Source organism: Erwinia sp. SLM-02 (assembly GCF_037450285.1).
Classification (GTDB): domain Bacteria; phylum Pseudomonadota; class Gammaproteobacteria; order Enterobacterales; family Enterobacteriaceae; genus Erwinia.
In genome coordinates, this window is record NZ_JAQISN010000002.1 from 445566 (window position 1) to 467649 (window position 22084).

At 59.9% G+C, this 22084-nt stretch carries 17 protein-coding genes; 8 read left to right on the top strand and 9 right to left on the bottom strand.

Annotation, left to right across the window (positions count from 1 at the left end; all coding sequences use genetic code 11):
* Positions 1–47 precede the first annotated feature (47 nt).
* Positions 48–1175 carry a 23S rRNA (guanine(1835)-N(2))-methyltransferase RlmG gene (gene rlmG / locus PGH32_RS15240; RefSeq protein ID WP_337894465.1) on the bottom strand — a complete coding sequence of 376 codons (1128 nt, stop codon included), beginning with the start codon at positions 1173–1175 and terminating at the stop codon, positions 48–50.
* 129 nt (positions 1176–1304) lie between these two features.
* Between rlmG and PGH32_RS15245 the strand changes: the two genes are divergently transcribed.
* A complete protein-coding gene (locus PGH32_RS15245) occupies positions 1305–1796 on the top strand; it encodes a M48 metallopeptidase family protein (protein WP_123331517.1) in 492 nt (163 codons plus the stop codon).
* Between the two features lie 122 nt (positions 1797–1918).
* On the opposite strand, the gene PGH32_RS15250 is transcribed toward PGH32_RS15245, so the two are convergent.
* The 5 genes from PGH32_RS15250 to PGH32_RS15270 form a co-directional block, all read right to left on the bottom strand.
* Positions 1919–3205, bottom strand: coding sequence for a histidine-type phosphatase (locus PGH32_RS15250; RefSeq protein ID WP_337894466.1), 1287 nt, complete (start codon positions 3203–3205; stop codon positions 1919–1921).
* Positions 3206–3229: 24 nt separating this feature from the next.
* Positions 3230–4588: an MFS transporter gene (locus PGH32_RS15255; RefSeq protein ID WP_337894639.1), complete on the bottom strand. Its 1359-nt coding sequence runs from the start codon at positions 4586–4588 to the stop codon at positions 3230–3232.
* A gap of 107 nt (positions 4589–4695) precedes the next feature.
* Positions 4696–5505, bottom strand: a complete 810-nt coding sequence (locus tag PGH32_RS15260; protein ID WP_337894467.1) for an inositol monophosphatase family protein — start codon at positions 5503–5505, stop codon at positions 4696–4698.
* Positions 5506–5628: 123 nt separating this feature from the next.
* Positions 5629–6609, bottom strand: a complete 981-nt coding sequence (locus tag PGH32_RS15265; RefSeq protein ID WP_314417781.1) for a LacI family DNA-binding transcriptional regulator — start codon at positions 6607–6609, stop codon at positions 5629–5631.
* Between the two features lie 38 nt (positions 6610–6647).
* Positions 6648–7682: a LacI family DNA-binding transcriptional regulator gene (locus tag PGH32_RS15270; protein ID WP_337894468.1), complete on the bottom strand. Its 1035-nt coding sequence runs from the start codon at positions 7680–7682 to the stop codon at positions 6648–6650.
* A gap of 217 nt (positions 7683–7899) precedes the next feature.
* Between PGH32_RS15270 and PGH32_RS15275 the strand changes: the two genes are divergently transcribed.
* The 4 genes from PGH32_RS15275 (at position 7900) to PGH32_RS15290 (ending at position 13108) form a co-directional block, all read left to right on the top strand.
* Positions 7900–8928: an ABC transporter substrate-binding protein gene (locus PGH32_RS15275; RefSeq protein WP_314417776.1), complete on the top strand. Its 1029-nt coding sequence runs from the start codon at positions 7900–7902 to the stop codon at positions 8926–8928.
* An 81-nt stretch (positions 8929–9009) separates the two neighbouring features.
* Positions 9010–11232, top strand: a complete 2223-nt coding sequence (locus PGH32_RS15280; protein ID WP_337894469.1) for an ABC transporter permease — start codon at positions 9010–9012, stop codon at positions 11230–11232.
* A complete protein-coding gene (locus tag PGH32_RS15285; RefSeq protein ID WP_314417771.1) occupies positions 11229–12290 on the top strand; it encodes an ABC transporter ATP-binding protein in 1062 nt (353 codons plus the stop codon). The genes PGH32_RS15280 and PGH32_RS15285 overlap by 4 nt, the downstream gene beginning before the upstream one ends.
* 14 nt (positions 12291–12304) lie before the next feature.
* A complete protein-coding gene (locus PGH32_RS15290) occupies positions 12305–13108 on the top strand; it encodes an inositol monophosphatase family protein (RefSeq protein WP_337894471.1) in 804 nt (267 codons plus the stop codon).
* A 135-nt stretch (positions 13109–13243) separates the two neighbouring features.
* Here the strand turns inward: PGH32_RS15290 and PGH32_RS15295 are convergent, their stop codons facing one another.
* Complete coding sequence (locus PGH32_RS15295; protein WP_314417765.1) at positions 13244–14935, bottom strand: chloride channel protein; 1692 nt, start codon at positions 14933–14935, stop codon at positions 13244–13246.
* Positions 14936–15109: 174 nt separating this feature from the next.
* Between PGH32_RS15295 and PGH32_RS15300 the strand changes: the two genes are divergently transcribed.
* Together PGH32_RS15300 and sstT are read left to right on the top strand one after the other, a co-directional pair.
* Positions 15110–16108 (top strand): Gfo/Idh/MocA family protein, encoded by a 999-nt coding sequence (locus tag PGH32_RS15300; protein WP_337894472.1) that lies wholly within the window; start codon positions 15110–15112, stop codon positions 16106–16108.
* Between the two features lie 191 nt (positions 16109–16299).
* The gene (gene sstT, locus PGH32_RS15305) at positions 16300–17553 is read left to right on the top strand and encodes a serine/threonine transporter SstT (RefSeq protein WP_337894473.1); all 1254 of its coding nucleotides are present in this window, start codon (positions 16300–16302) and stop codon (positions 17551–17553) included.
* 148 nt (positions 17554–17701) lie between these two features.
* Here sstT and PGH32_RS15310 read toward each other — a convergent pair whose 3' ends face one another.
* Both PGH32_RS15310 and PGH32_RS15315 read right to left on the bottom strand, forming a co-directional pair.
* Entirely contained in the window at positions 17702–19189 is a 1488-nt protein-coding gene (locus PGH32_RS15310) for a UxaA family hydrolase (RefSeq protein WP_314417758.1), read from the bottom strand.
* A 10-nt stretch (positions 19190–19199) separates the two neighbouring features.
* Positions 19200–20648, bottom strand: coding sequence for a tagaturonate reductase (locus tag PGH32_RS15315; protein WP_337894474.1), 1449 nt, complete (start codon positions 20646–20648; stop codon positions 19200–19202).
* A 368-nt stretch (positions 20649–21016) separates the two neighbouring features.
* Between PGH32_RS15315 and exuR the strand changes: the two genes are divergently transcribed.
* Complete coding sequence (gene exuR / locus PGH32_RS15320) at positions 21017–21793, top strand: transcriptional regulator ExuR (protein ID WP_314417756.1); 777 nt, start codon at positions 21017–21019, stop codon at positions 21791–21793.
* Positions 21794–22084: the final 291 nt, after the last annotated feature.

A 22084-nucleotide genomic window follows, 5' to 3' on the forward strand; every position in this document is an offset into this window, starting at 1 on the left:
GAGTGGCATAAATGCAGGGTGCGGCATAGCCGCTGCACCGCTGGCAATCAGCGCATTTTCACCGAGCGCAGGATCACAAACTTCTGGTTGGTAGCAACGGTGGTGCAGTTGCCGAACAGCTTCTTCATTTTGTGGTAGTAATCCAGATGGCGGTTGCCGACGATGCGCAGTTCGCCGCCGTACTGCAGGCAGCGGCGGGCATCGCGGAACATCTGCCAGGCAATATGGTCGGTGACCGCGTTCTGCTGATGGAACGGCGGATTGCACAGTACCGCATGCAGGCGATCCGACGGATAACCCGCCAGCACGTTGTTCACGCGAAACTCACAGCGCGCCATATCGTCCGGGCAGTTTGACTCTACGTTCAGACGGCTGGACGCCACGGCCATATACGATTCATCGATAAAGTGAACCTGCGCCAGCGGGTTCTGCCGCAGCGCCATCAGGCCAATCACCCCGTTACCGCAGCCGAGGTCAACGATTTCGCCGTCGATATCTTCCGGCAGATTCTCCATAAAGAAGCGCGCCCCGATATCCAGCCCGCCGCGGGCAAAGACGTTGGCGTGGTTGTGAATGCGGTAGTCGGTGCCGTCCAGCGGCCATGTAGCGATGACATCGCTGTCCGCCAGCGCAGGCGCGCTGAAGGTGGTGTAGATCAGGCGCGCTTTTTTCCAGGCCAGCGAGGTCGTGGTCGGTCCGAGAATTTTTTCAAACAGCTGCAAAGTGGAAGTATGAATATCCTTTGCCTTACCGGCGGCGATAATCTGCGTCTGCGGCGTCACTACTTTGCGCAGCGCACGCAGCTGCTGTTCTAAAAGCGCCAGGGTTTTCGGCACCTTAATCATCACCCGCGTCGGGGCGGCGGGCAGCGGCGCCAGGCTGTCCAGCAGCTGGACATCGCACTCGTCCAGCGCGTTGAGCGCCAGGTTCTGCCGGGTCGCCTGCTGATTCAGCCACGAGTCGCTGATACTGTAGACGCCCTCGCCCGCTACCGCGCAGGCCAGCGCACCAAAGGTGTCATTAAAAATCAGCGTCGGTCCGCCGGTCGGCTCGTCGCCGATGTGCCTCAGCAGGTATTCATCGGCCGCATCCCAGGCCTGCAACGGGCTTTCTTCGCGCATTTGAGGAAAGCGATGCAGCGTCAGCATACGGTTGCTTAGTTCGAGTTGGCTCATGGGAACACCTTAATGGTAAAATTTCCGCGTTTTATCCCTTAAAATGGGCGCACAGTAAACGTTTTTCTTAATATTACCTGTCACGCACGTCGCGTGCAGCGTAACGCTCAGCAGATTAATCAGAGAGTTATGACTACATTACGCTATCTCAACGGCTACCCCACTGAACTGATTGCCCGCGTGCAGCAGCTGTCCGATCGGGGACAGCTCTCGGACTGGATGCAGAAGAAATATCCGGGGCAGCACCGTATCCAGGATGATAAGTCGCTGTATCAGTACGTGGGCGGGCTGAAGCAGCGTTACCTGAAAAACGCCCCCGCCCTGTCGAAAGTCCTGTTTGATAATAAGCAGAATCCGGTCAAGGGCACCCTGGGAACCAATACCTTTGTATCCCGCGTGCAGGGCGGCAAGCTGAAAAGCAATAACGAGATCCGCATCGCCACGCTGTTTCGCGACGGGCCGGAAGAGTTTCTCAAAATGATTGTGGTACACGAGCTGGCGCATCTGAAAGAGAAGGATCACAACAAAGCGTTCTATCAGCTGTGCTGCCATATGGAGCCGGACTATCACCAGCTGGAGTTTGATATGCGCATCTGGCTGAACTTCCGCGATCTGAAATAGCCCCGTCGGGCCGATGTTTATTCTGATTGCGGAAAAGCTGTTTTACCGAGCCGGCCGTAAGCCTGAGGAATAATGCGAATGGATTTGCTGCAGGCCTCCCGGCCTGCAGCGAGAGCGGAACATCACGGCAGCGCGTAGGCCACCGGGGTCACCGCCCGGCGGTCGAGGTTTTTACTCAGCGCTTTCACGGCGGAACGCAGCGGGCACAGTGTACCCACTTCGGTTACGCGGCAGTCCGACTGACGCCACTCTTCACGCAGCAGCGGATGCCGGGCGTCCACGGTCTGCAAATTGCGCAGATCGTCCAGGCTCTGCCCCTGGAAGTAGACGTGCAGGAAGCGTTCTCCGCTTTGCGTATCGCGCCAGCGTTCCAGCACCAGACTGCTGCCCGGCGGGATATTGCCGCGGGTGTAGCCCGACAGCGTCCAGCTGAAATCCATCAGGGTACGTACCATCGCGATGTTGGTGTCATGCGCCACCAGCAGCAGCCAGCGCGTATCCGGCATGTCATCCGCCGGCTTCTTCACGCCCTGCTCAACGCCCTGCAGCATGGCGTTAAGCAGAATGGAGCCGCGCTTCTGCGCGGTATAAAGCACGTCGTTGCTGAGATCGTAATTGGCCGTCAACAGCGGTAAAACGGCGGTGATCTGCGCCGATGAGGTGATATTCCCCCAGGCCAGCTGAGCAACCGGCAGATTTTCATTCCAGCCGAGGCGCAGGGTCTCAACCATATTCGCCAGCACGCTCAGGCCATCAACGTAGGCTTTCCCGCTTTTACTCTGTTTGATTTGCCAGGGCTTATCGAAGAAGGCACAGGACGCGTCATCGCGGCACACCGCCTTTTTCAGCGCCTTAACCGCGGGCTGCAACGCCTGCTGACGCGCGGCCAGATCGCCTGCCGTCTCTTTGACCTTCGCCAGCTGCTCCGCCGGATCGGTATTGGTGGCCGGAAACGCTTCGGTCTGGAACAGCGGATCGTGGTCGCCCTCTACCCGGTGTACGGCAACGCCGCAGCCGGGAAACGCGCCGTCCACCAGCGCGGCGGCGGTGGCCCGCGTGCGCTGCAGCGGGCTGGCCCGCACGTACACGTCCTGCGGCTGAGGGCAGCCCGCGGTGAGTAACCCCAGCCGGCGGTAGTGCTCGCCCTGCCAGCGTCCTTTGTTCACCACCGCCGCGTAGCCGTGGCCGGTCAGTTCACCGTCGGCGGTATTCCACTGCGTCCAGGGGCGGTTTGTCGCCGCTTCAATATCCGTGCGGTTGCCGGGCGTCGGTGGCCGGATGCCGTGGCGACTGAGTTCCACCACTTTTTCCAGCTGCCAGGTGGCCTCCGCATGGGCCTGTGTGGCGCTGAACCACAGCGCACCGGCGATGAACAGGCGTGCAGCAACCTGATGTCTTTTTGCCATCATTGTGTCTTCCTTCTGTTGAGGTCATTAAGATGAAAACAGGGTGCGGCGCTCGCTGGCGTTGCGTCTTGCCACCATCACGGCAGTGACAAAGCACAACAGCGCAGAGATCAGGCCGGCTGCCACCCAGAACTGGGACAACGTGTGAAAATCGTAGAGTTTGATGCCATTTTCCATCACCGACGTTTTATCGATGATGATGCCCGTCAGGAATTCACCGAATCCGGCCCCGGCATAGCTGACGATACCAATGGTCCCCAGCGCCGCGCCGGCGGCTTTTCGGGAGGAGATATCCACCGCCAGCAGCCCGCCGAGGAAGCAGGTCAGCGCGCCGATGGTCGCCCCGAAGATCACCATCGACAGAATATCGGTGTAGTAATTACGCGGCAGCCACAGCATCAGCGCAAACCCGGCGGTATTCAGCAGGCTGATAAATCCGGCCATAATGCTGCGGTTGCGGGAGAAAAAGCGGTCGGAGAGCATGCCCGCCACGATGGTGCCAACGATCCCGGCGATGGCATTCACGCCGATAATCGCCGAGGCCTCAACCGTGCTGTAGCCTTTCCCCTGCTGCAAAAAGAAAATGCCCCAGGAATTCACGCCGTAGCGATCGATGTACATAAACGCCGAGGCCAGCGCCAGCGTCCACAGCGCCGGGTTGCGCAGCGCCATCATCTGATTGCGGAAAACCGATCCTTTAGCCTCTTCCTCCTCCTGCGGTTCGTTGCTGATGTCATGAATCGACGGGAAGCCGCTGCTCTGCGGTGAGTCGCGCATAAACAACAGCATCAGCACCACCCCCGCTGCGCCCAGCGCCGCGGTAGAGAGGTAGCCCATATGCCAGCCGTAGCCCGCGATGACCGCCGCAATCACGATGTAGGTCAGTGCCTCACCGATGTTATGCGCCGTTGACCAGATGGAGTAGAAGGTGCCGCGTTCTTTGGTGCCGTACCAGCGCGCAAGGGATACCGCACAGGGGCCGACCCCCATTGACTGCGCCCAGCCGTTAATGCCCCAGAAAATGGCCAGCATCATCGCGTTGGTGGTCATGCCCATCATCAGGTTCATCCCCGCGCTCAGCAGCAGCCCGAGGCTCATAAAGCGCACCACGTTGGCGTGGTCGGCTAAAAAACCGTTAACCAGTTTGCCGATGGCGTAGCTGAAAAACAGCGCCGAGCCGATCATACCCAGCTCCGACGGCGAAATACCTAACTCCACCAGCGCGGTTTTCGCCACGGTGAAGGAGAGCCGGCAGACGTAAAACGTTACGTAGGCCAGCGTCATCGCCAGAAACGTTTGCCAGCGCACGCTGCGAAAGCGCCGTTGGTTAAAGTCAGCGGTTGTTTTCGCCGGGCTGGCCCGGAAAAAACGGATTAATCCAGACATCATCTTGTCTCCGTAGGGCGGAAGCGGTGCTGATTGATTTTGTCTTCGTCCCTGAAGCTGTTTCCGTGTTATGTAGAGTACGCAATCAGATGCCAGACCCGAGCAGGTTAGTTTAAGGGTTGAACAACCCATTGTTTTAATTGTGGATAAAGCGTTTTACTGGCCAGCAGAACCGGGTTGCCGTGCACGATGCCGTCCGCCGCCAGATAATCGTTGGTGGTGCCGCCCGCCTCGCGCATCAGCACGATCCCCGGCAGGCCATCCCAGGGATTCATATGCGGTTCGTAATAGCCCGTCAGGCGGCCGGCGGCGGCCCAGGCGCTCATCAGCGCGCCGGAGCCGTTACGGACAAACATCCCGCCGTGCTGCAACAGCTGGTCGAGAAACGGCAGGAAATCGGCCGCCGTCACGCGGTGTGAAGTCCCGACGCCCATCACGCCACCGGCCACCGTTTCCGCCGGGTGCGGCGCGATCCTGCGGTCGTTGAGCCAGGCACCTTCCCCCTTCAGGGCATGGAAAAGCTCTTTATGATTCGGGTCATACACCACGCCAATCACCGGCTCGCCATCCATCACCAACGCCAGCGACAGGCACCAGGTGTGCAGCCCGTTAAGAAAACAACTGGTGCCGTCGATCGGGTCGACCACCCACAGCACGCGCTGATGTGCATCCGACGTGCCGCTCTCCTCCCCCAGAAAGCCGTCTTCCGGGAAGGCTTCCGCAATGTGTGATTTAACAAAGGATTCCACCTCGCGGTCGGCCAGGCTGACCACATCCTGTGCGTCGCAGCCCTTGTGCTCAACCTGCAGACTGTCGCGCTGCTGATAGAAGCCGTAAGCCAGTTTTCCCCCGGACTCAGCAAGACTGCAGGCGAAGCGGTAGCGCGCCAAAAGCGAATCATTTTCACGGGTTGCCATAACATCTCCTAAAAATGCACACGTGTGCATTTGTTAACAAAAAATAAGCCCCGCAGGGCAGAAGAGAGTGTGACGGCAGTCCGCAGATTAATCTGTGAGCTACCGCATAAAATTAATTTTTCATTACGCGCTATGGCGGATGATTAATTTCACCGGCACCGCGCGATGGCGGGAAGGCAGGTCGAACTGGGCAATTCGGGTCACCAGAAGATCCACCGCATGCTGCGCCAGCCCGTCGGTATCCTGTTGAATTGTCGTTAAATGATAGGGATCCCAGCCCGCCTGAGGAATGTCATCAAAGCCCATTACGGCGGGTAACGGATCGTGGTCGTTCAGGGTTCGCAGACCGTCGATCGCGCCTAACGCCAGCATATCCGTCGCACAGAGCAGCACCTGACAGGTGCGTAATTCCATCGCCGCCGCCTTACCCGCTGCATAGCCGCCGCCGGGGATAAACCGCGTGGCGATAGCCGAATCTGGCGCGCAGGACACCAGCGCCTGATAGCGCTCTTCGGTGCTGAAATTGCTGCGTTCTTCACCGATAAATCCAATGTTGTTCCAGCCGCGCTGGCGACAGTAATCCGCCAGCAGCCGCATCCCCTGCGCGTTATCGCTGGCGACGCGATCGCAACCCGCCAGATCGGCATTGCGGTTGATCAGGGTCACCGGGATTTTCCGTTCCAGATACTCTTCGGCCAGCGACAGCGGCGGCGCGCCGGAGGTGATAATCACCCCGGCCACGTGGTAGCTGAGCAGCTGTTTCAGCGAGGGGGCCAGCTGCTGCGGATCGTCGGCATTCATCAGCAGCGGCATAAAACCGTGCAGGGCCAGCTGATGGACCAGCGGCGACAGCAGCTTGCTGCGAAACGGATTATCGAATCCGGCAGTCACGATGCCGATAAAGTTACTGCTGCCGGTGATCATCGTGCGGGCGATGATATTGACCTGATAGCCCAGCGTTTCGGCCGCGGCGAGGACCTTTTTCCGCGTTTTTTCCGCCACGGAGGCACCCGGGGTAAACGTGCGGGAAACCGCAGAGCGTGATACCCCCGCCAGGCGGGCGACATCTTCGGCATTGACCCAGTTTTTTTTCTTCTCGTTCATGCTCACTCTGCGCGGGTTACGGTGTGCTTTACGCTATGTTAACCCCCCCGTACCGATCCGCGCCACACCACATCGGCCTGATAAACCAGGCTGTCGTGCTGCTGTTCACTCTGCGGGGTAAAGCCGCTTTCCGACCGTTCGGTCTGGATCAGCCACTGTACCGCGTCGCGGGCAAAGCGTTCCACCGGCTGAGCGAAGGTAGTCAGATTGAAGGATGACCACCCGGCCTGCACGATATTATCGAATCCTATCAGGCAGATATCCTCCGGCACGCTGACAGCAAAGCGGTGTCGGGCTTCATCCATAAAGCCGCAGGCGACCAGATCGGTAACGCAGAATACCGCGTCCGGGCGCTGCTGGCGGGTCAGCAGGCGGTGCGCCAGAATCTGGCCGCTTTCGTAGGAGGTGGAACCAAAACGCTCAACGGTGACCGCTAATCCGGCCCGCTCCGCCACCGCGACAAACGCCGCTTCGCGCTTCATCAGGCTGGGCGTTCCGGCCAGCGAATTGGCAAACGCCAGGTGCCGACAGCCCGCACGCTGAAACGCCATCACCGCCGTTTCGGCCGCCGATTGTGCATCCAGATTAATGCTCAGCGATCCGGGCAGCGACTCGTCGCGGTTAATCAGAATAATGCGCTGTCCGTGCTGGTAGCACTGGCGGGTGATGGCGCGGTCGGGCATGCCGGAAAGAATAATCGAGGCGTCGGCGCGAAAATTGATCGCCTGCTGCAGCGCCGACGACACGCTGTTGTCCGAGCGGTCGGTGTTGATCAGCATCGCCACTTTTCCCGCCTCCTGCAGAAACTGGGTCAGCCAGCGCACCAGCATCGCGCGATAGGGGGTGGCAATTTCAGACACCACCAGGCAGACAATGCCGCTGCGGTTACGTACCAGCCCGCGCGCCAGATGATTAACGTGATAGCCCAGTTCATCCGCCGCCTTCATCACCCGTGCGCGGGTCGCTTCCGACACGCTGGCCCCCGGCGTATAGGTCCGCGATACCGCGGATCGCGATACGCCCGCGCGGTCGGCCACGTCCTGCGCGCTCACCACCGCTTTCTCATGTTGCATGCTGTTCTCCATCAAAATCCCGGCTGAGATTGAGTCTGCCTCAGATTGCAAAGCTGTGCAAACGGACCGCTATCACAATTGTTATATTTTTGTGACAACGCCTGCCAATTCGGCAGCAAGGCATTTGACAGTTTATTTCTTGTTCATTATTACTTTGCACACACGTGCAAAATCAGGTGCCAGTGAAGCACCAACCCTACAAACCAAGGAGATCATCATGCGATATACCTCAATGGCCATCGCGCTATCCCTCTGTTGCACAGCTTTACCGTTTGCCGCCTCGGCGGCGGGCAATCTGAATATGGTCTGCTCGGCCGATGTGGTGGTGTGCGAGCATATGACGCGAATTTTTAGTCAGTCTCATCCGGATATCAAAGTCAGCATGGTGCGCCTGTCGGCGGGCGAGGCCTATGCGCGGCTGCGCAGCGAGGCGCGCAATCCGCGCACCGATATCTGGTGGGCGGGTACCGGCGACCCGCATATGCAGGCGGCGGACGAAGGACTGACCCAGGTGTATAAATCACCGCTGCTGCCCGAACAGCAGGACTGGGCGCAGAAGCAGGCTGAAAACTCCGGCTACCGCACGGTGGGCATCTACGCCGGCGCGCTCGGCTGGGGTTACAACACCAGGCTGCTGGCCAGTAAGAAACTGAAAGAACCCACCTGCTGGGCCGATCTGCTGGATCCGGGCTTTAAGGGTGAGATCCAGATCGCCAACCCGAACTCCTCCGGTACCGCCTACAACACCCTGGCGACGCTGGTGCAGATCATGGGCGAAGATAAAGCCTTCGACTACCTCAAAAAGCTCAACGCTAACGTCTCCCAGTACACCAAATCAGGCTCCGCGCCGGTGAAGTCTGCCGCGCGCGGAGAAACCACCGTCGGCATCGTGTTTATGCACGATGCGGTGGCAATGGAAGTGGATGGCTTCCCGATCAAGACCGTTGCGCCGTGTGAAGGCACCGGCTACGAGATCGGCTCCATGTCGATCGTCAAAGGCGCGCGCAACCTCGCCAATGCCAAAGTCTGGTACGACTGGGCGCTGAGCGCGGAAGCCCAGTCGCATATGAAAGAGGCGAAATCCTTCCAGCTGCCGTCCAACCGCAAGGCGGAGATTTCCGAATACGCCCCGCGCTTTGAGAACATCAAGCTGATCGATTACGACTTCAAAACCTACGGCGACTCGGCCAAACGCAAAGCGCTGCTCGGCCGCTGGGACAAAGAGATCGGTGCCAGCGCGCAGTAATTTCCGCAGTTTCGTGATGCTGATACGCGGTGGCTCCGGCCTGATGTCCGCTTCAGCCTGGTTTTCAGGTCGAGGTATGTCATGAATGCTAATAATCGTCGTCTGACCGGCGCGCTGATCGCTGGTGCGGCGGCCCTGCTGCTGCTGCCGTGGTACAGCCTTGAGGCCGGTTTCTTTGACGGCGGCTGGCTGATAAGCCTGTGGAGCGATACCGCGACGGCCCCGGCGCTCTGGCAGCTGGGTGAACATCCGTGGCTGGCGGCAGCCGTGGCGCTGTTCGCACTGTGCGGCGGCTGCGGCCTGCTGCCGTCGGGCGCGCGCAGCCGTTTGCTGCTGCTGTTCAGCGCGCTCGGCGTGCTGTTTTTGGTGATTGAAGGCCATGCGATTGGCTACAGCGGCTGGAGCTGGCTGTGGCTGGAAAATCGTTTTGGCGCGCTGGGATCCGGCCAGCCGGCGATGGGTGCCGGTGCGCTGCTGCTGCTGACGACCTTTCTGCTGCTGTTCTCCTTCGCGCTGGCCGAGCGCGGCGTGATGAAGGGCGATGCCTTTGTGGTGGCTTCGCTGGTGCTGCTGACGGCGCTGGTCAGCATCTTTGTACTTTATCCGGTACTGAGCATGTTTGTGGTGTCGGTACAGGGTGTGGACGGCAGCTTTCAGCCCGATGGCCTCATCAGCAATATTCAGGATCCGGCCATCTGGAGCCTCTCCTGCTTTAACGGCGGCACCTGCGGAACGGCCTGGCGCACGCTGTGGCTGGCGCTGATGACCGCAACGGGTTCGACGCTGCTGGGGCTGGCGTTTGCCCTTGCCGCCACGCGCACCCCGCTGCCGTGCAAGAAAGCGCTGCGCATGCTGACCATCCTGCCGATCATTACCCCGCCGTTTGTGATCGGCCTGGCGCTGATCCTGCTGTTTGGCCGCTCCGGCGTGGTGACCGAGCATCTGGCGGCGCTGTTTGGCATCGAACCGGGGCGCTGGCTGTATGGCCTGACCGGCATCTGGATTGCTCAGGTGCTGTCGTTCACGCCGATCGCCTTCCTGGTGCTGATTGGCGTAGTGGAAGGGGTCAGTCCCTCGCTGGAGGAGGCGTCGCAGACGCTGCGTGCCAACCGCTGGCGCACCTTCAGCCGCGTGTCGCTGCCGCTGATGGCCCCCGGGCTGGCGAACGCCTTCCTGATTAGCTTTATCGAAAGCATGGCCGACTTCGGTAACCCGATGGTGCTCGGCGGCAGCCACGGCGTGCTGTCTACCGAGATCTTCTTCTCGGTGGTCGGAGCGCAGAACGATCCGAGCCGCGCCGCGGTGCTGGCGATGATCCTGCTCTGCTTTACCCTGGCAGCGTTTATCCTGCAGCGGCTGTGGCTGGGCGGCAAGAACTTCGCCACGGTGACCGGCAAAGGCGACGGCGGCCAGCACGGCCAGCTGCCGCGCGCGCTGCGCTTCGGCGTGTACGGCATGGTGATCCCGTGGGGTCTGTTCACGCTGGTGATCTACGGCATGATCGTGGTGGGCGGCTTCGTGCAGTCCTGGGGGCTGGACAGCTCGCTGACCATCAATCATTACGTCCGCGCCTTTGGCATCAGCTTTAGCGAGGGGCATCTGCTGTGGAGCGGCGTGGCGTGGAACTCATTCTGGACCACGCTGGAGATCGCGCTGATCGCTGCCCAGCTGACGGCAATCGTCGGGCTGCTGACCGCCTGGCTGATCGTCCGACAGAAATTTGCCGGTCGCCAGACCTTTGAGTTTCTGCTGATGCTCAGCTTCGCCATTCCCGGCACGGTGATCGGCGTCAGCTATGTGATGGCCTATAACCTGCCGCCGCTGGAGATTACCGGCACCGCGTTGATTCTGGTGGCCTGTTTTGTGTTCCGTAATATGCCGGTTGGCGTTCGCGGCGGCATTGCGGCAATGAGCCAGCTGGATAAAAGCCTGGATGAAGCCTCCCTCACTCTCGGCGCTAACAGCTTCCGTACTCTGCGTAAGGTGGTGCTGCCGCTGCTGAAACCGGCGATCAGCGCCGCGCTGGTCTATGCCTTCGTGCGGGCGATCACCTCAATCAGTGCGGTGATCTTCCTCGTCAGCGCGCAGTACAACATGGCGACGTCCTATATCGTCGGGCTGGTAGAAAACGGCGAATACGGCGTGGCTATCGCCTACTCCACGGTGCTGATCGTGGTGATGCTGCTGATTATCGGCGTGTTCCAGTGGCTGGTGGGAGAACGCCGGCTGCGCCGCGTCGCCCGTCCGGTGGACGTGGCTGTACCGCCCGCTTCAACCTCTTTAACCCAGGAGAATGCCGTATGACAACCCTGAACGCCGGTTCCGTGGTGTTTGAACACGTCTCAAAACGCTTCGCCGGATTTAACGCCCTGCCCGATCTGTCGCTGACGGTGGAGCCGGGTACGCTGGTGACGCTGCTTGGCCCGTCCGGCTGCGGTAAAACCACCACCCTGCGGCTGCTGGCCGGGCTGGAGCATCCGACTTCCGGGCGCATTCTGATTGGCGGTAAAGACGTGACTCATCTGCCGGCCAACGAACGCGATGTGGCGATGGTGTTTCAGTCCTACGCGCTGTTCCCGCATATGAGCGCACTCGACAATATTATGTACGGCCTGCAGTCCTCCGGCATCAGCAAGCGCGAAGTGCAGGACCGGGCGCGCGAGGGGCTGAAGCTGGTCGGTTTAGAAAATCAGGGGCAGCGCCTGCCGTCCGAGCTGTCCGGCGGGCAGCAGCAGCGCATCGCCGTGGCGCGCGCTCTGGTGCTGGAACCGCAGGTGCTGCTGCTTGATGAACCGCTGTCGAATCTGGATGAACGCCTGCGCCGCCGCGTGCGGACCGACATCCGCGATCTGCAACAGCGGCTGGGCTTCACCGCGGTCTACGTGACTCACGATCAGGAGGAGGCGCTGGCGGTGTCCGATAAAATTATCGTGATGAAAGAGGGCAATATCGCCCAGCAGGGTGCGCCGGAAAGCCTCTATCGGTCGCCGAACTCCGTATTTATCGCCGATTTTATGGGCGAGGCCAATATTCTGCCGTGTGAGGTGGAGCAGGTGGAAGGGGAAGAGGCGCTGATCAGACTGGGCAGCCAGCGCTATCGCGTGCGCGGCAACGGAATGAAAACCGGCGCGGCCCAGCTGTCCGTCAGGCCGCAGTTTATCACCCTGCGCGACGATGGCGTCGGCGCGCTGCCGGGGGAAGTGACGCACAGCACCTGGCTGGGCGATCATATTGAGTATGAGGTGGCGACCGAGCTGGGGCCGTTGTTTATTGTCGATGCGCAGATGGAACGGCAGCTGCCGCTGACATCGCGCGTGGCGATTGATTTTAAACCGCAGGGCCTTGCCCTGATTGCTGGCTAATTTAAGGATAGATAATGAGTGAATCAGTGACCCATGATGCACTGCTGGCGCGGCTGGCGCTGGCGGAAAAGGTGGCGCGCGCCGGGGGAGAAAAGGCGCTGGCGTATTTCCATCAGCGCGACAGCCTGGTGGTGGAAACCAAACATGATTTGCAGGATGTCGTTTCAAAGGCCGACCGCGAAGTCGAGCAGATGATCGACCAGCAGATCCGCGCGCAGTACCCGGACGACGGCTTTCTGGGTGAAGAGTACGGGCTGCAGGGAGGCTCATCGGGCTATACCTGGGTGGTCGATCCGATTGACGGCACCAGCCCGTTCCTCAACGGCATGCCAAACTGGTGCGTCTCGGTGGCGGTGCTGCAGGACGGCGTGCCGGTCATCGGGGTGATTTATGCCCCCTGGTATCAGGAGTGCTACGTCGCCGCGCTGGGCCACGGGGCCACGCTGAACGGCAAGCGTTTACAGGTTGACCCTGCCCGCACGCTGCAGAACCACGTCACCGGTTTTGGTGCCAACAGCTACGTCAGCCCGGATGAGGTGGGGAAAATTCTGGCCTCGCTGCTGGATGCGGGCGGCAACTTTATCCGCATCGGGTCCGGTGCGCTGATGCTGGCCTGGGTGGCCGCAGGCCGCGTGGTGGGCTACTACGAACCCTACATGCACGCCTGGGACTGCCTGGCCGGTTACTGCCTGGTCAAAGAGGCGGGCGGCTGGTATCACCCGTTTAATACCGAAGGCGACCGCCTGCTGAAAGGCGCGCAGGTGCTGGCGGTGGCACCGGGCGCGGAAGCGGATCTGCGGCGCATCGCCGGGCTGTAGTGCCGGGCGCGGATCTGAAGCGCATTGCCAGACGGTAACGCAGGCGAAAAACCAGCAAGCAACCGGTTATATAACGAGTTGACGCAGACCAGACGCCTTACCTGCTTCCGGCGGGTAAGGCGCACACCTTTAGCCTCAAATAAAGTCCTTCGCCTTTTGGATCAGGCTGGTTTTGGTCAGCGCCCCGACGTATTTTCGCTCCCGCGGATTGTTCAGTACCGGCAGGCGCTCCAGGGTGATGCGGGCGAACGCCTCCCAGCCTTCCCGAATAGTCTGGTTTTCAAAGATGGTCGGGAAGCTGGCGTCCATCACGCAGCTCACCGGCGAGGTCAGGGTAATCTCCTTATCCAGCACCTTATGCGAGATATCGTGAATCGAGACCGCGCCGAGGAAGGTGCCTTTATGGTCGATGACATAAACAAAGCGCTCGCGCTTCAGCGAGCTTACCGCCAGCGCTTTGCCTACCGAATCCTCCGGCGTCAGCGCCGCGCCGGAGACGATAAACTGCGAGATAATGCCGTTATCAAAATCGAATTTGGCATCCGAACGGCTGAAGTGGCTGTTGACCACCGAGTAGGTGCTGCCCGACTGCAGGCGATAGGCCAGCATCGACGCCAGCACGCAGGCGATCATGGTGGGGAACAGCAGGCTGCTGTTGAGCGTCATCTCCAGCACCATCAGCATCGCCATCAGCGGCGCCTGGCTTACCGATGACAGCACCGCCCCCATGCCGACGGCGGCAAAGACTTCGGCGTTGCTGACCGGCACGCCGGCCATGATGGCCACCAGCGCCACCAGCTGCCCCATCAGCGCACCAATCAGCAGTGCCGGGGTGAACAGACCGCCCACCGCGCTGGACCCGACCGAGATCGCCGTTGCCAGCATTTTTAGCAGCAGCAGCGCCGCCAGCATCGGCAGCAGGAAGCTGCCCGCCATAATGCGCACGATCACCTCGTAGCCGTTGCCGAGGATCTGCGTGCTGCCGATCGCCAGCGCCCCCACCAGCACGCCGCCCAGCCCCAGCCGCAGCGGCAGGCTGCCGATGCGGGCGAACTGCCGCTTGCTCTGCCCAATCAGCCAGATCATCGCCCAGCCGAACAGCCCGGCCAGCAGGCCGACCCCCACCGTCAGCAGAATGCTGTCCGGCGTCAGCTCAAACTGCGCGTGGGAAAAGGGATAAATCGCCGACCGGTAGCCCAGCGACCACATGGTCAGCACCGCAACGCCGGAGGCGATAATCAGCGGGATCAGGCGCTGCATGGCCGAAATGCCGAAGGCGATTTCCGCCACGAAGATCGCCGACGCCAGCGGCGCATGATAGACCGACGACAGACCGGCGGCGGCGGCCATCGCCACCACGTCGCTGTTTTTCAGCGGCAGGGATTTGAACAGCCAGCGCCCCATCAGGCTGCCGCTCAGCGCCGACAGCTGCACCATCGGCCCTTCCCGACCAATGGAGGCACCGCTGCTGATACTGGCCAGCGAGGAGAGGCCGCGAAACAGCGAGGTCCGGGTGGGCACACTGTCCAGCCGGGCGTTGATCACATCCAGATAATCGGTGCGAATCGTTTCCTTCTGTTCTAACGCCGCGGCATAGCGCAGGAAAAATCCGGCAATCAGCCCGCCGCCGCCCACGATCAGCGGCCAGAAATACCAGGGGTAGACGTGCATGGCCTCGGTGATATCCTGCTGACCGCCGAACAGCAGCAGATCGATAAGCTCGATCAGTTGGCGAAAGCCCAGCGTGACCAGCGACGCCACCAGCCCGACCGGGATCGCCACCAGAATGCTGGTCCAGTTAAGTGCATGTTTAGTGCCAATGGACATCGTTTTACCCCGAAATTCTTTTCTCTATCGTGCGAGAGCGGCGGCGAAAAATCAAATCGTGACCGCGACGTCGGCATGACGTTTTTAGCCATTGCACCCGGGCTGCCGCATGTTAATCTGCCTTTTCCCTTTTTGGCCGCTACCGCCCGGCCTGCTTAGAGAACGGACTATACTATGATTCGCTTTGCCGTCGTTGGAACCAACTGGATCACCCGTCAGTTTGTCGATGCCGCTCATGAAACGGGTAAGTTTAAGCTGACCGCCGTCTATTCCCGCACCCTTGAACAGGCGCAGACCTTCGCCAGCGATTATCCGGTAGAGCAGCTTTTTGACTCGCTGGAAGAGATGGCCCAGTCCGATCTGATCGATGCGGTTTATATCGCCAGCCCGAACGCTCTGCACTGCCCGCAGTCCCTGCTGTTCTTACGCCAGCGCAAGCACGTGATGTGTGAAAAGCCGCTGGCGTCGAACCTGCGTGAAGTGGAAGAGATGGTGGCCTGCGCGCGTGAACATCAGGTTGTGCTGTTCGAAGCCTTCAAAACCGCCAGCCTGCCGAACTTCCAGCTGCTACAGCAGTCGCTGCCAAAGATCGGCATCCTGCGTAAGGCGCTGATTAACTACTGCCAGTACTCTTCCCGCTACCAGCGCTACCTTGACGGTGAAAACCCGAATACCTTTAATCCGCGCTGGTCCAACGGCTCGATTATGGATATTGGCTACTACTGCCTGGGTACGGCGGTCAGCCTGTGGGGCGAGCCGCAGAAGGTCACCGCCAGCGCCACGCTGCTGGAAAGCGGCGTGGACGGTGCGGGCACCGTGCTGCTGGACTACGGCAGCTTCGACGTGACCCTGCAGCATTCCAAAATCAGCCAGTCGGTGCTGCCGAGCGAGATCCAGGGGGAAGCCGGTTCACTGGTGATTGAGCACGTTTCCGAATGCCAGAACGTCAGCTTTGTGGCGCGCGGCGCGAAACCGCAGGATCTCAGCCAGCCGCAGCATATCAACACCATGCTGTACGAAGCAGAAACCTTTGCCCGCCTGATTGAAAGCAACGAGATTAACCATCCCGGTCTGAACTACTCGTTAAGCATGGCGCGGCTGCTGACGGAAATCCGCCGCCAGACCGGCGTGGTATTCCCGGCCGACGGGCAGGAACCGACGTTAAACTGCTGATCATCCCTCTCGTCTGATGCTGCGGGCATTTTGTGCCGCAGCACGGCTTTACGCCGATCGACAGCGGCTAATTCCGAATTTCCCCTTCCCCTGACAGAACATTTCCTTATACTTCCCTGCGCAAACACACAGAAGCCGCCGCATTCAGTGCCGTGCGGCAGAACTATAGATAACGACAGTGATTTAAAACTATGAGTAAAGAAAACAGGGGTCGCGGGGTCATCCAGCGCCTGATGCAGGGAAGCCTGGTAACACAAATCATGATCGGACTGCTGGCGGGTATCGCCCTGGCCTGGTTCTCTAAAAGCAATGCGCTGGCCGTGGGCCTGCTGGGCGAGCTGTTCGTTAGCGCCCTGAAAGCCGTGGCGCCCGTTCTGGTGCTGGTGCTGGTGATCGCCTCCATCGCCAGCCATCAGCAGGGCCAGAAAACCAATATTCGCCCGATCGTTATGCTGTATCTGCTCAGCACCTTCTGCGCGGCGGTGGTTGCCGTCGTTGCCAGCCACCTGCTGCCGCAGAGCCTGACGCTGCGCGCGGCCAGTACCGAAATCACCCCGCCTTCCGGCATCCTGGAAGTGCTCGACGGCCTGCTGATGAGCATGGTGGCCAACCCGATTGAAGCGCTGATGAAAGCCAACTATATCGGCATTCTGGTGTGGGGTATCGGCCTGGGCCTGGCGTTCCGCCACAGCAGCGCCACCACCCGTACCTTCCTCAGCGATGCGTCGGATGCCGTGACCCGCCTGGTACGCGTGGTGATCCGCTTTGCGCCGATCGGCATCTTTGGCCTGGTCGGTTCAATTCTGGCCTCAACCGGCTTTGAAGCGCTGTGGGACTACGCCCACCTGCTGGGCCTGCTGCTCGGCTGTATGCTGCTGATGGCGCTGGTATTTAACCCGATTCTGGTGTGGTGGCAGATCCGCCGCAACCCGTATCCGCTGGTGTTTACCTGCCTGCGCGAAAGCGGCGTGACCGCCTTCTTTACCCGCAGCTCGGCGGCGAATATTCCGGTGAATATGGCGCTGGCGAAAAAGCTGAATCTGGATGAAGACACCTACTCCGTCTCGATTCCAATCGGGGCGAACATCAGTATGGCGGGAGCCTCCATCACCATTACCGTGCTGACGCTGGCGGCGGTGAATACCTTGGGGATTCAAGTGGATGTCGGCACGGCCATTCTGCTGAGCCTGGTGGCGTCGATCTGTGCCTGTGGCGCATCCGGCGTGGCCGGTGGTTCGCTGCTGCTGATCCCGGTGGCCTGTAACATGTTCGGTATTCCGAATGAGGTGGCCATGCAGGTGGTGGCGGTGGGCTTTATTATTGGCGTACTGCAGGATTCGGCGGAAACCGCACTGAACTCGTCGGCGGATATTCTGTTTACCGCCGCGGCCTGTATGGCGGAAGACCGCCGTGCGGGCGTGGTGAAGTCGCAAACGCAAGAGTAATCCCGACCGGCCTGGTTTCCCTCTCTGTGGGAAACCAGGCCGTAACGCCCGCAACAGGCGGCGTACAAGTTTAATCGGCTATCAATGCTGAACTCACCGCAGACCGTCAATACCTCCTGTCAAAGTCCGCAGCATCCCTCCTTCAGCCTTACAGCGTCACACCACTTTTAAAGATCGCCAACTCGCGGAACTCATTCACTTCGTTGCGCGCCGGTCGCCCGTTCGCAATCTCAACGATGGTATCCACAAAGCTCGCCAGCAGGTCCGGCATCTCGGTGCCGTGAATCAGCTGACCGGCATCGAAGTCGATCCAGTGCGGCTTCTTCTTCGCCAGCTCGCTGTTGGTCGCCAGCTTCACCGTCGGCACAAATCCACCGTACGGCGTGCCGCGACCGGTGCTGAACAGCACCATATGGCAGCCCGCACCGGCCAGCGCGCTGGTGGCGACCGCATCGTTGCCCGGCGCGCTGAGCAGGTTCAGGCCCGGCTCTTTCAGGCGCTCGCCGTATTTCAGCACGTCCACCACCTGGCTCTGCCCGGCTTTCTGCGTACAGCCCAGCGACTTCTCTTCCAGGGTGGTGATACCGCCCGCTTTGTTGCCCGGTGACGGGTTTTCATAGATCGGCTGGTTGTGGGCGATAAAGTACTTCTTGAAGTCGTTCACCATGCTGACGGTTTTCTCGAAGGTCGACTCGTCGCGGCAGCGGCTCATCAGAATACGCTCCGCACCGAACATTTCCGGCACTTCGGTCAGCACGGTGGTTCCGCCGTTGGCGATCATCTGGTCCGAGAAGCGGCCCAGCAGCGGGTTGGCGGTAATACCGGAAAGCCCGTCCGAGCCGCCGCACTCCAGGCCGAACTTCAGTTCGCTGAGTTTGCCCGGCTGGCGTCGATCGTGGCGCATCATTTCGTACAGCGCGTGCAGCTGTTCCAGCCCCGCTTCCACTTCATCATCCTGCTGCTGGCAAATCATGTAGCGCACGCGGCTGTCGTCATACGCGCCCAGCGTCTCGCGGAACTCATCCACCTGGTTGTTTTCACAGCCGAGGCCGATCACCAGCACCGCCCCGGCATTCGGGTGGCGCACCATGTTCTGCAGCATGGTACGGGTGTTCTCATGGTCCTGCCCCAGCTGCGAGCAGCCGAAGGTATGGCTGAACAGATGCACGCCGTCGATGCCTTCCGCCTGATTAGTCTCTTTCAGGAAGCGCTGCAGGATCTGTCGGGCAATACCGTTAACGCAGCCGACCGTCGGCAGGATCCACAGTTCGTTACGGATGCCGACGTCGCCATTATCACGGCGGAAGATCTGCACCTCACGATCCGCTGCCTGCGGCGGCACGGTGGCGAAGTCAGGCAGGTATTCATACTCATCCAGGTCGCTCAGGTTGGTGCGTGCGTTCTGTGAGTGAATAATTTCGCCTGGGGCAACCGGGTGGGTAGCATGGCCGATCGGCAGGCCATATTTCATCACCAGGTCGCCGGTTTCCAGCGGCTGGAGGGCAAATTTATGCCCGCGCCCGACCGGCTGGGCCAGCACCACGGAATGCTGGCCGATAGTGACCTGCTCGCCCTCTTCCAGGTCGCGCAGCGCGACGGCAACATTATCCAGATCGTGAATTTTCAGACTTTGCATCGCGAATACCTTACTTAATCTGCGCCAGCGTGGCGCGCATACCAACGGTAATAATCTGTTCCAGCTGAGCGATCACGCTCGCCGTCAGGCCCGGAAGACGGTTCAGATCCTGCCCCCAGTGGGCATCATCGGCCAGCACCTCGCTGACCAGCTGGCCGAGGGGGATATCGTGTGCCTCCGCCAGCGGCCACAGCGAAGCAAAGCGCTCCAGCCAGCGGGCGTCGTCCTGCAGCGGGTAGCGGGTGCCGCTGCGCTCACCGCGGTAGTACGCCAGCAGTGCCGCAAAGGCAAAGCTCAGTCGCGGTGAGGGCGCACCCTGCTGTTCAATCTGCGTCAGCAGCGCGGGCAGCAGTCGGGTGCGGAACTTGGTCATGCCGTTCAGCGCAATCGCGCTGAGCTGATGGCGGATAAACGGGTTGCGGAAGCGGTTGAGTACCGCATCGGCGAAGGCGTTCAGCTCGTCCGGGGACTGCGCCAGCGTCGGGATAATCTCCTGACGCAGGGTGGCATCGATAAAGGCGGCCACATCGGCGTCATCCATCGCTTCACCGACGGTATCCAGCCCGGCGAGGAACGCCACCGGCACCATCGCGGTGTGCGCGCCGTTGAGGATCGCCACCTTGCGGGCCTTATACGGCGCAATGTCGTCAACCATACGAATGTTCAGGGAAAGCTGGTCAAGGCGCAGCGCCCGGGCCACCCATTCCGGTCCTTCAATTATCAGCTGGTAGTAAACCTCACCGGCCACCAGATAGTCGTCGCGATAGCCCAGCTCCGCGTGCAGGTCGCCGGCATCGTCGGGGTAGCCGGTCACAATGCGGTCCACCAGCGTCGAGCAGAAGGTATTGTTCTGCTCAATCCACTGAGCAAACGCCGCCGGCAGCTGCCAGTCGCGGGCCAGGCGCAGAACCAGTTCACGCAGCGCGGCACCGTTATCGTCGATCAGTTCGCAGGGCAGGATCACCCAGCCTTTATCCGCCGCGCCGTCAAAGTGCTGCCAGCGCTCCAGCAGCAGTCGGGTCAGCTTGGCCGGGAAGCTGGCAGGCGGTGCGCTCTCCAGGGTGTCGGCAGCATCCAGGCTGATGCCCGCTTCGGTGGTATTGGAGAAGACAAACTTCATCTCCGGATTACGCGCCAGCGCCAGGAATTCTTCGTAGTCATCGACCGGATGAATTTCGCGGTTAACCGAGCGGATCAGCCGCGCTTCGCTGACCACCTTCCCCTCGTCGTTAATGCCGCGGATCAGCGTGGTATACAGCCCCTGCTGGCTGTTCAGGCTGCGTTTTGCCGCACTGTTGCGCGGCCTGACCACCACCACACCGGCATCGAGATCGGTGTGCTCGTTCAGCAGGTCTAACTGCCAGTCGATAAAGGCGCGAAGAAAATTGCCCTCACCGAACTGGATCACGCGTTCGGCATCCTGGCGGCCGGGAAAATTATCACGGTTCAGCGTCTGCATCTGGTATCCCCTGGAAAGTTCTGTGTTTCAATACCAACAAAGTTATCATACCAATTATGCCAGGCGCTGAATAAATAGTGCGAAATAGATCACAAAAAACACTATTAACTGCGGGTGATTAGCGACACGGATTGGTCGATGAAAATACAATTCATTGTAAAACAACATATAAATACACGATCGGCTTGCAAACCGTTATTAGCGGCGCGGTCTTAACCTCAGACGCAAAGGTATAACATCTTTATCCCTCCTCCGGTGGAGTAACGGGAAGACTGCCTTGCAAGACCCTGCCGAGCGTCTGTTTTTTTAGCGCGGGGAAAGTGGTATAACAGGTTTCAGAAAAATTATTGCGTATCGGAGCGTGGACCATGCAACAGATCGACTCACGTCGTCTCTATCAGCAGCTGGCAGCAGAGTTGAAACAGCGCCTTGAACAGGGCCAGTATCAGATTGGCGACAAGCTGCCCGCCGAGCGGTTTATTGCGGAAGAGATGAGCGTCAGCCGGACCGTGGTGCGCGAGGCGATTATTATGCTGGAAGTGGAAGGGTACGTTGAAGTACGGAAAGGCTCCGGCATACACGTGGTGTCACAGCAGCAGAAGAAAAGCGTGACGCCCCCCAGCCAGCTGGAGTTTGCCAGCTTTGGCCCCTTCGAGCTGCTGCAGGCCCGCCAGCTGATTGAAAGCAACGTCGCCGAGTTTGCCGCCACCCAGGTTACCCGCCAGGATATCGTGCAGCTGATGTCCATTCAGGAACAGGCGCGCCGGGAAGACCGCTTCCGCGACTCCGAGTGGGACATGAAGTTTCACGTGCAGATTGCCCTTTCCACGCAGAACAGCGCGCTGGCGGCAATTGTTGAAAAAATGTGGTTGCACCGCCTGTATAACCCGTACTGGCTGAAACTGCATGAACATATCGACGAGCGCTCGATTGAAAGCTGGTGTGAAGATCACGATAACATCCTGAAAGCGTTGATTCGTAAGGACCCAGCGGGCAGCAAGCTGGCCATGTGGCAGCATCTTGAGAACACCCGGCAGATGCTGTTTAACGCCACAACGGATGACTTTGAATTTAACGTCGACCGGTACATGTTTGCTGAAAATCCGGTTATCGCCCTGGATAGCCTCGCCAACGACGAAAAGTAGACTTTTCTCAGCCGTTTGAGTCAGCTTTCGTTCACTTATGTCAGCCAGTGTAAAACTCCTTCACGCCGGACCTCTCCAACGGTAAAACATCCCTGGTCCGGCGTTTCTTCCTGTCCAGACCTGCTTAACTTTGTTACAGTTATCTTCTTTTTTTACCCTTTGTAAAAAGCTTTAAGCTTTCGATGCTTTTTCTGGCCACGCTGTTCAGCCGCCCGCAGCATCTGCATCACTAAAACGATGAATTCAGCATGTAGAATTGCGCTAAATCGGGCCAACTATGATGTTCAGGAC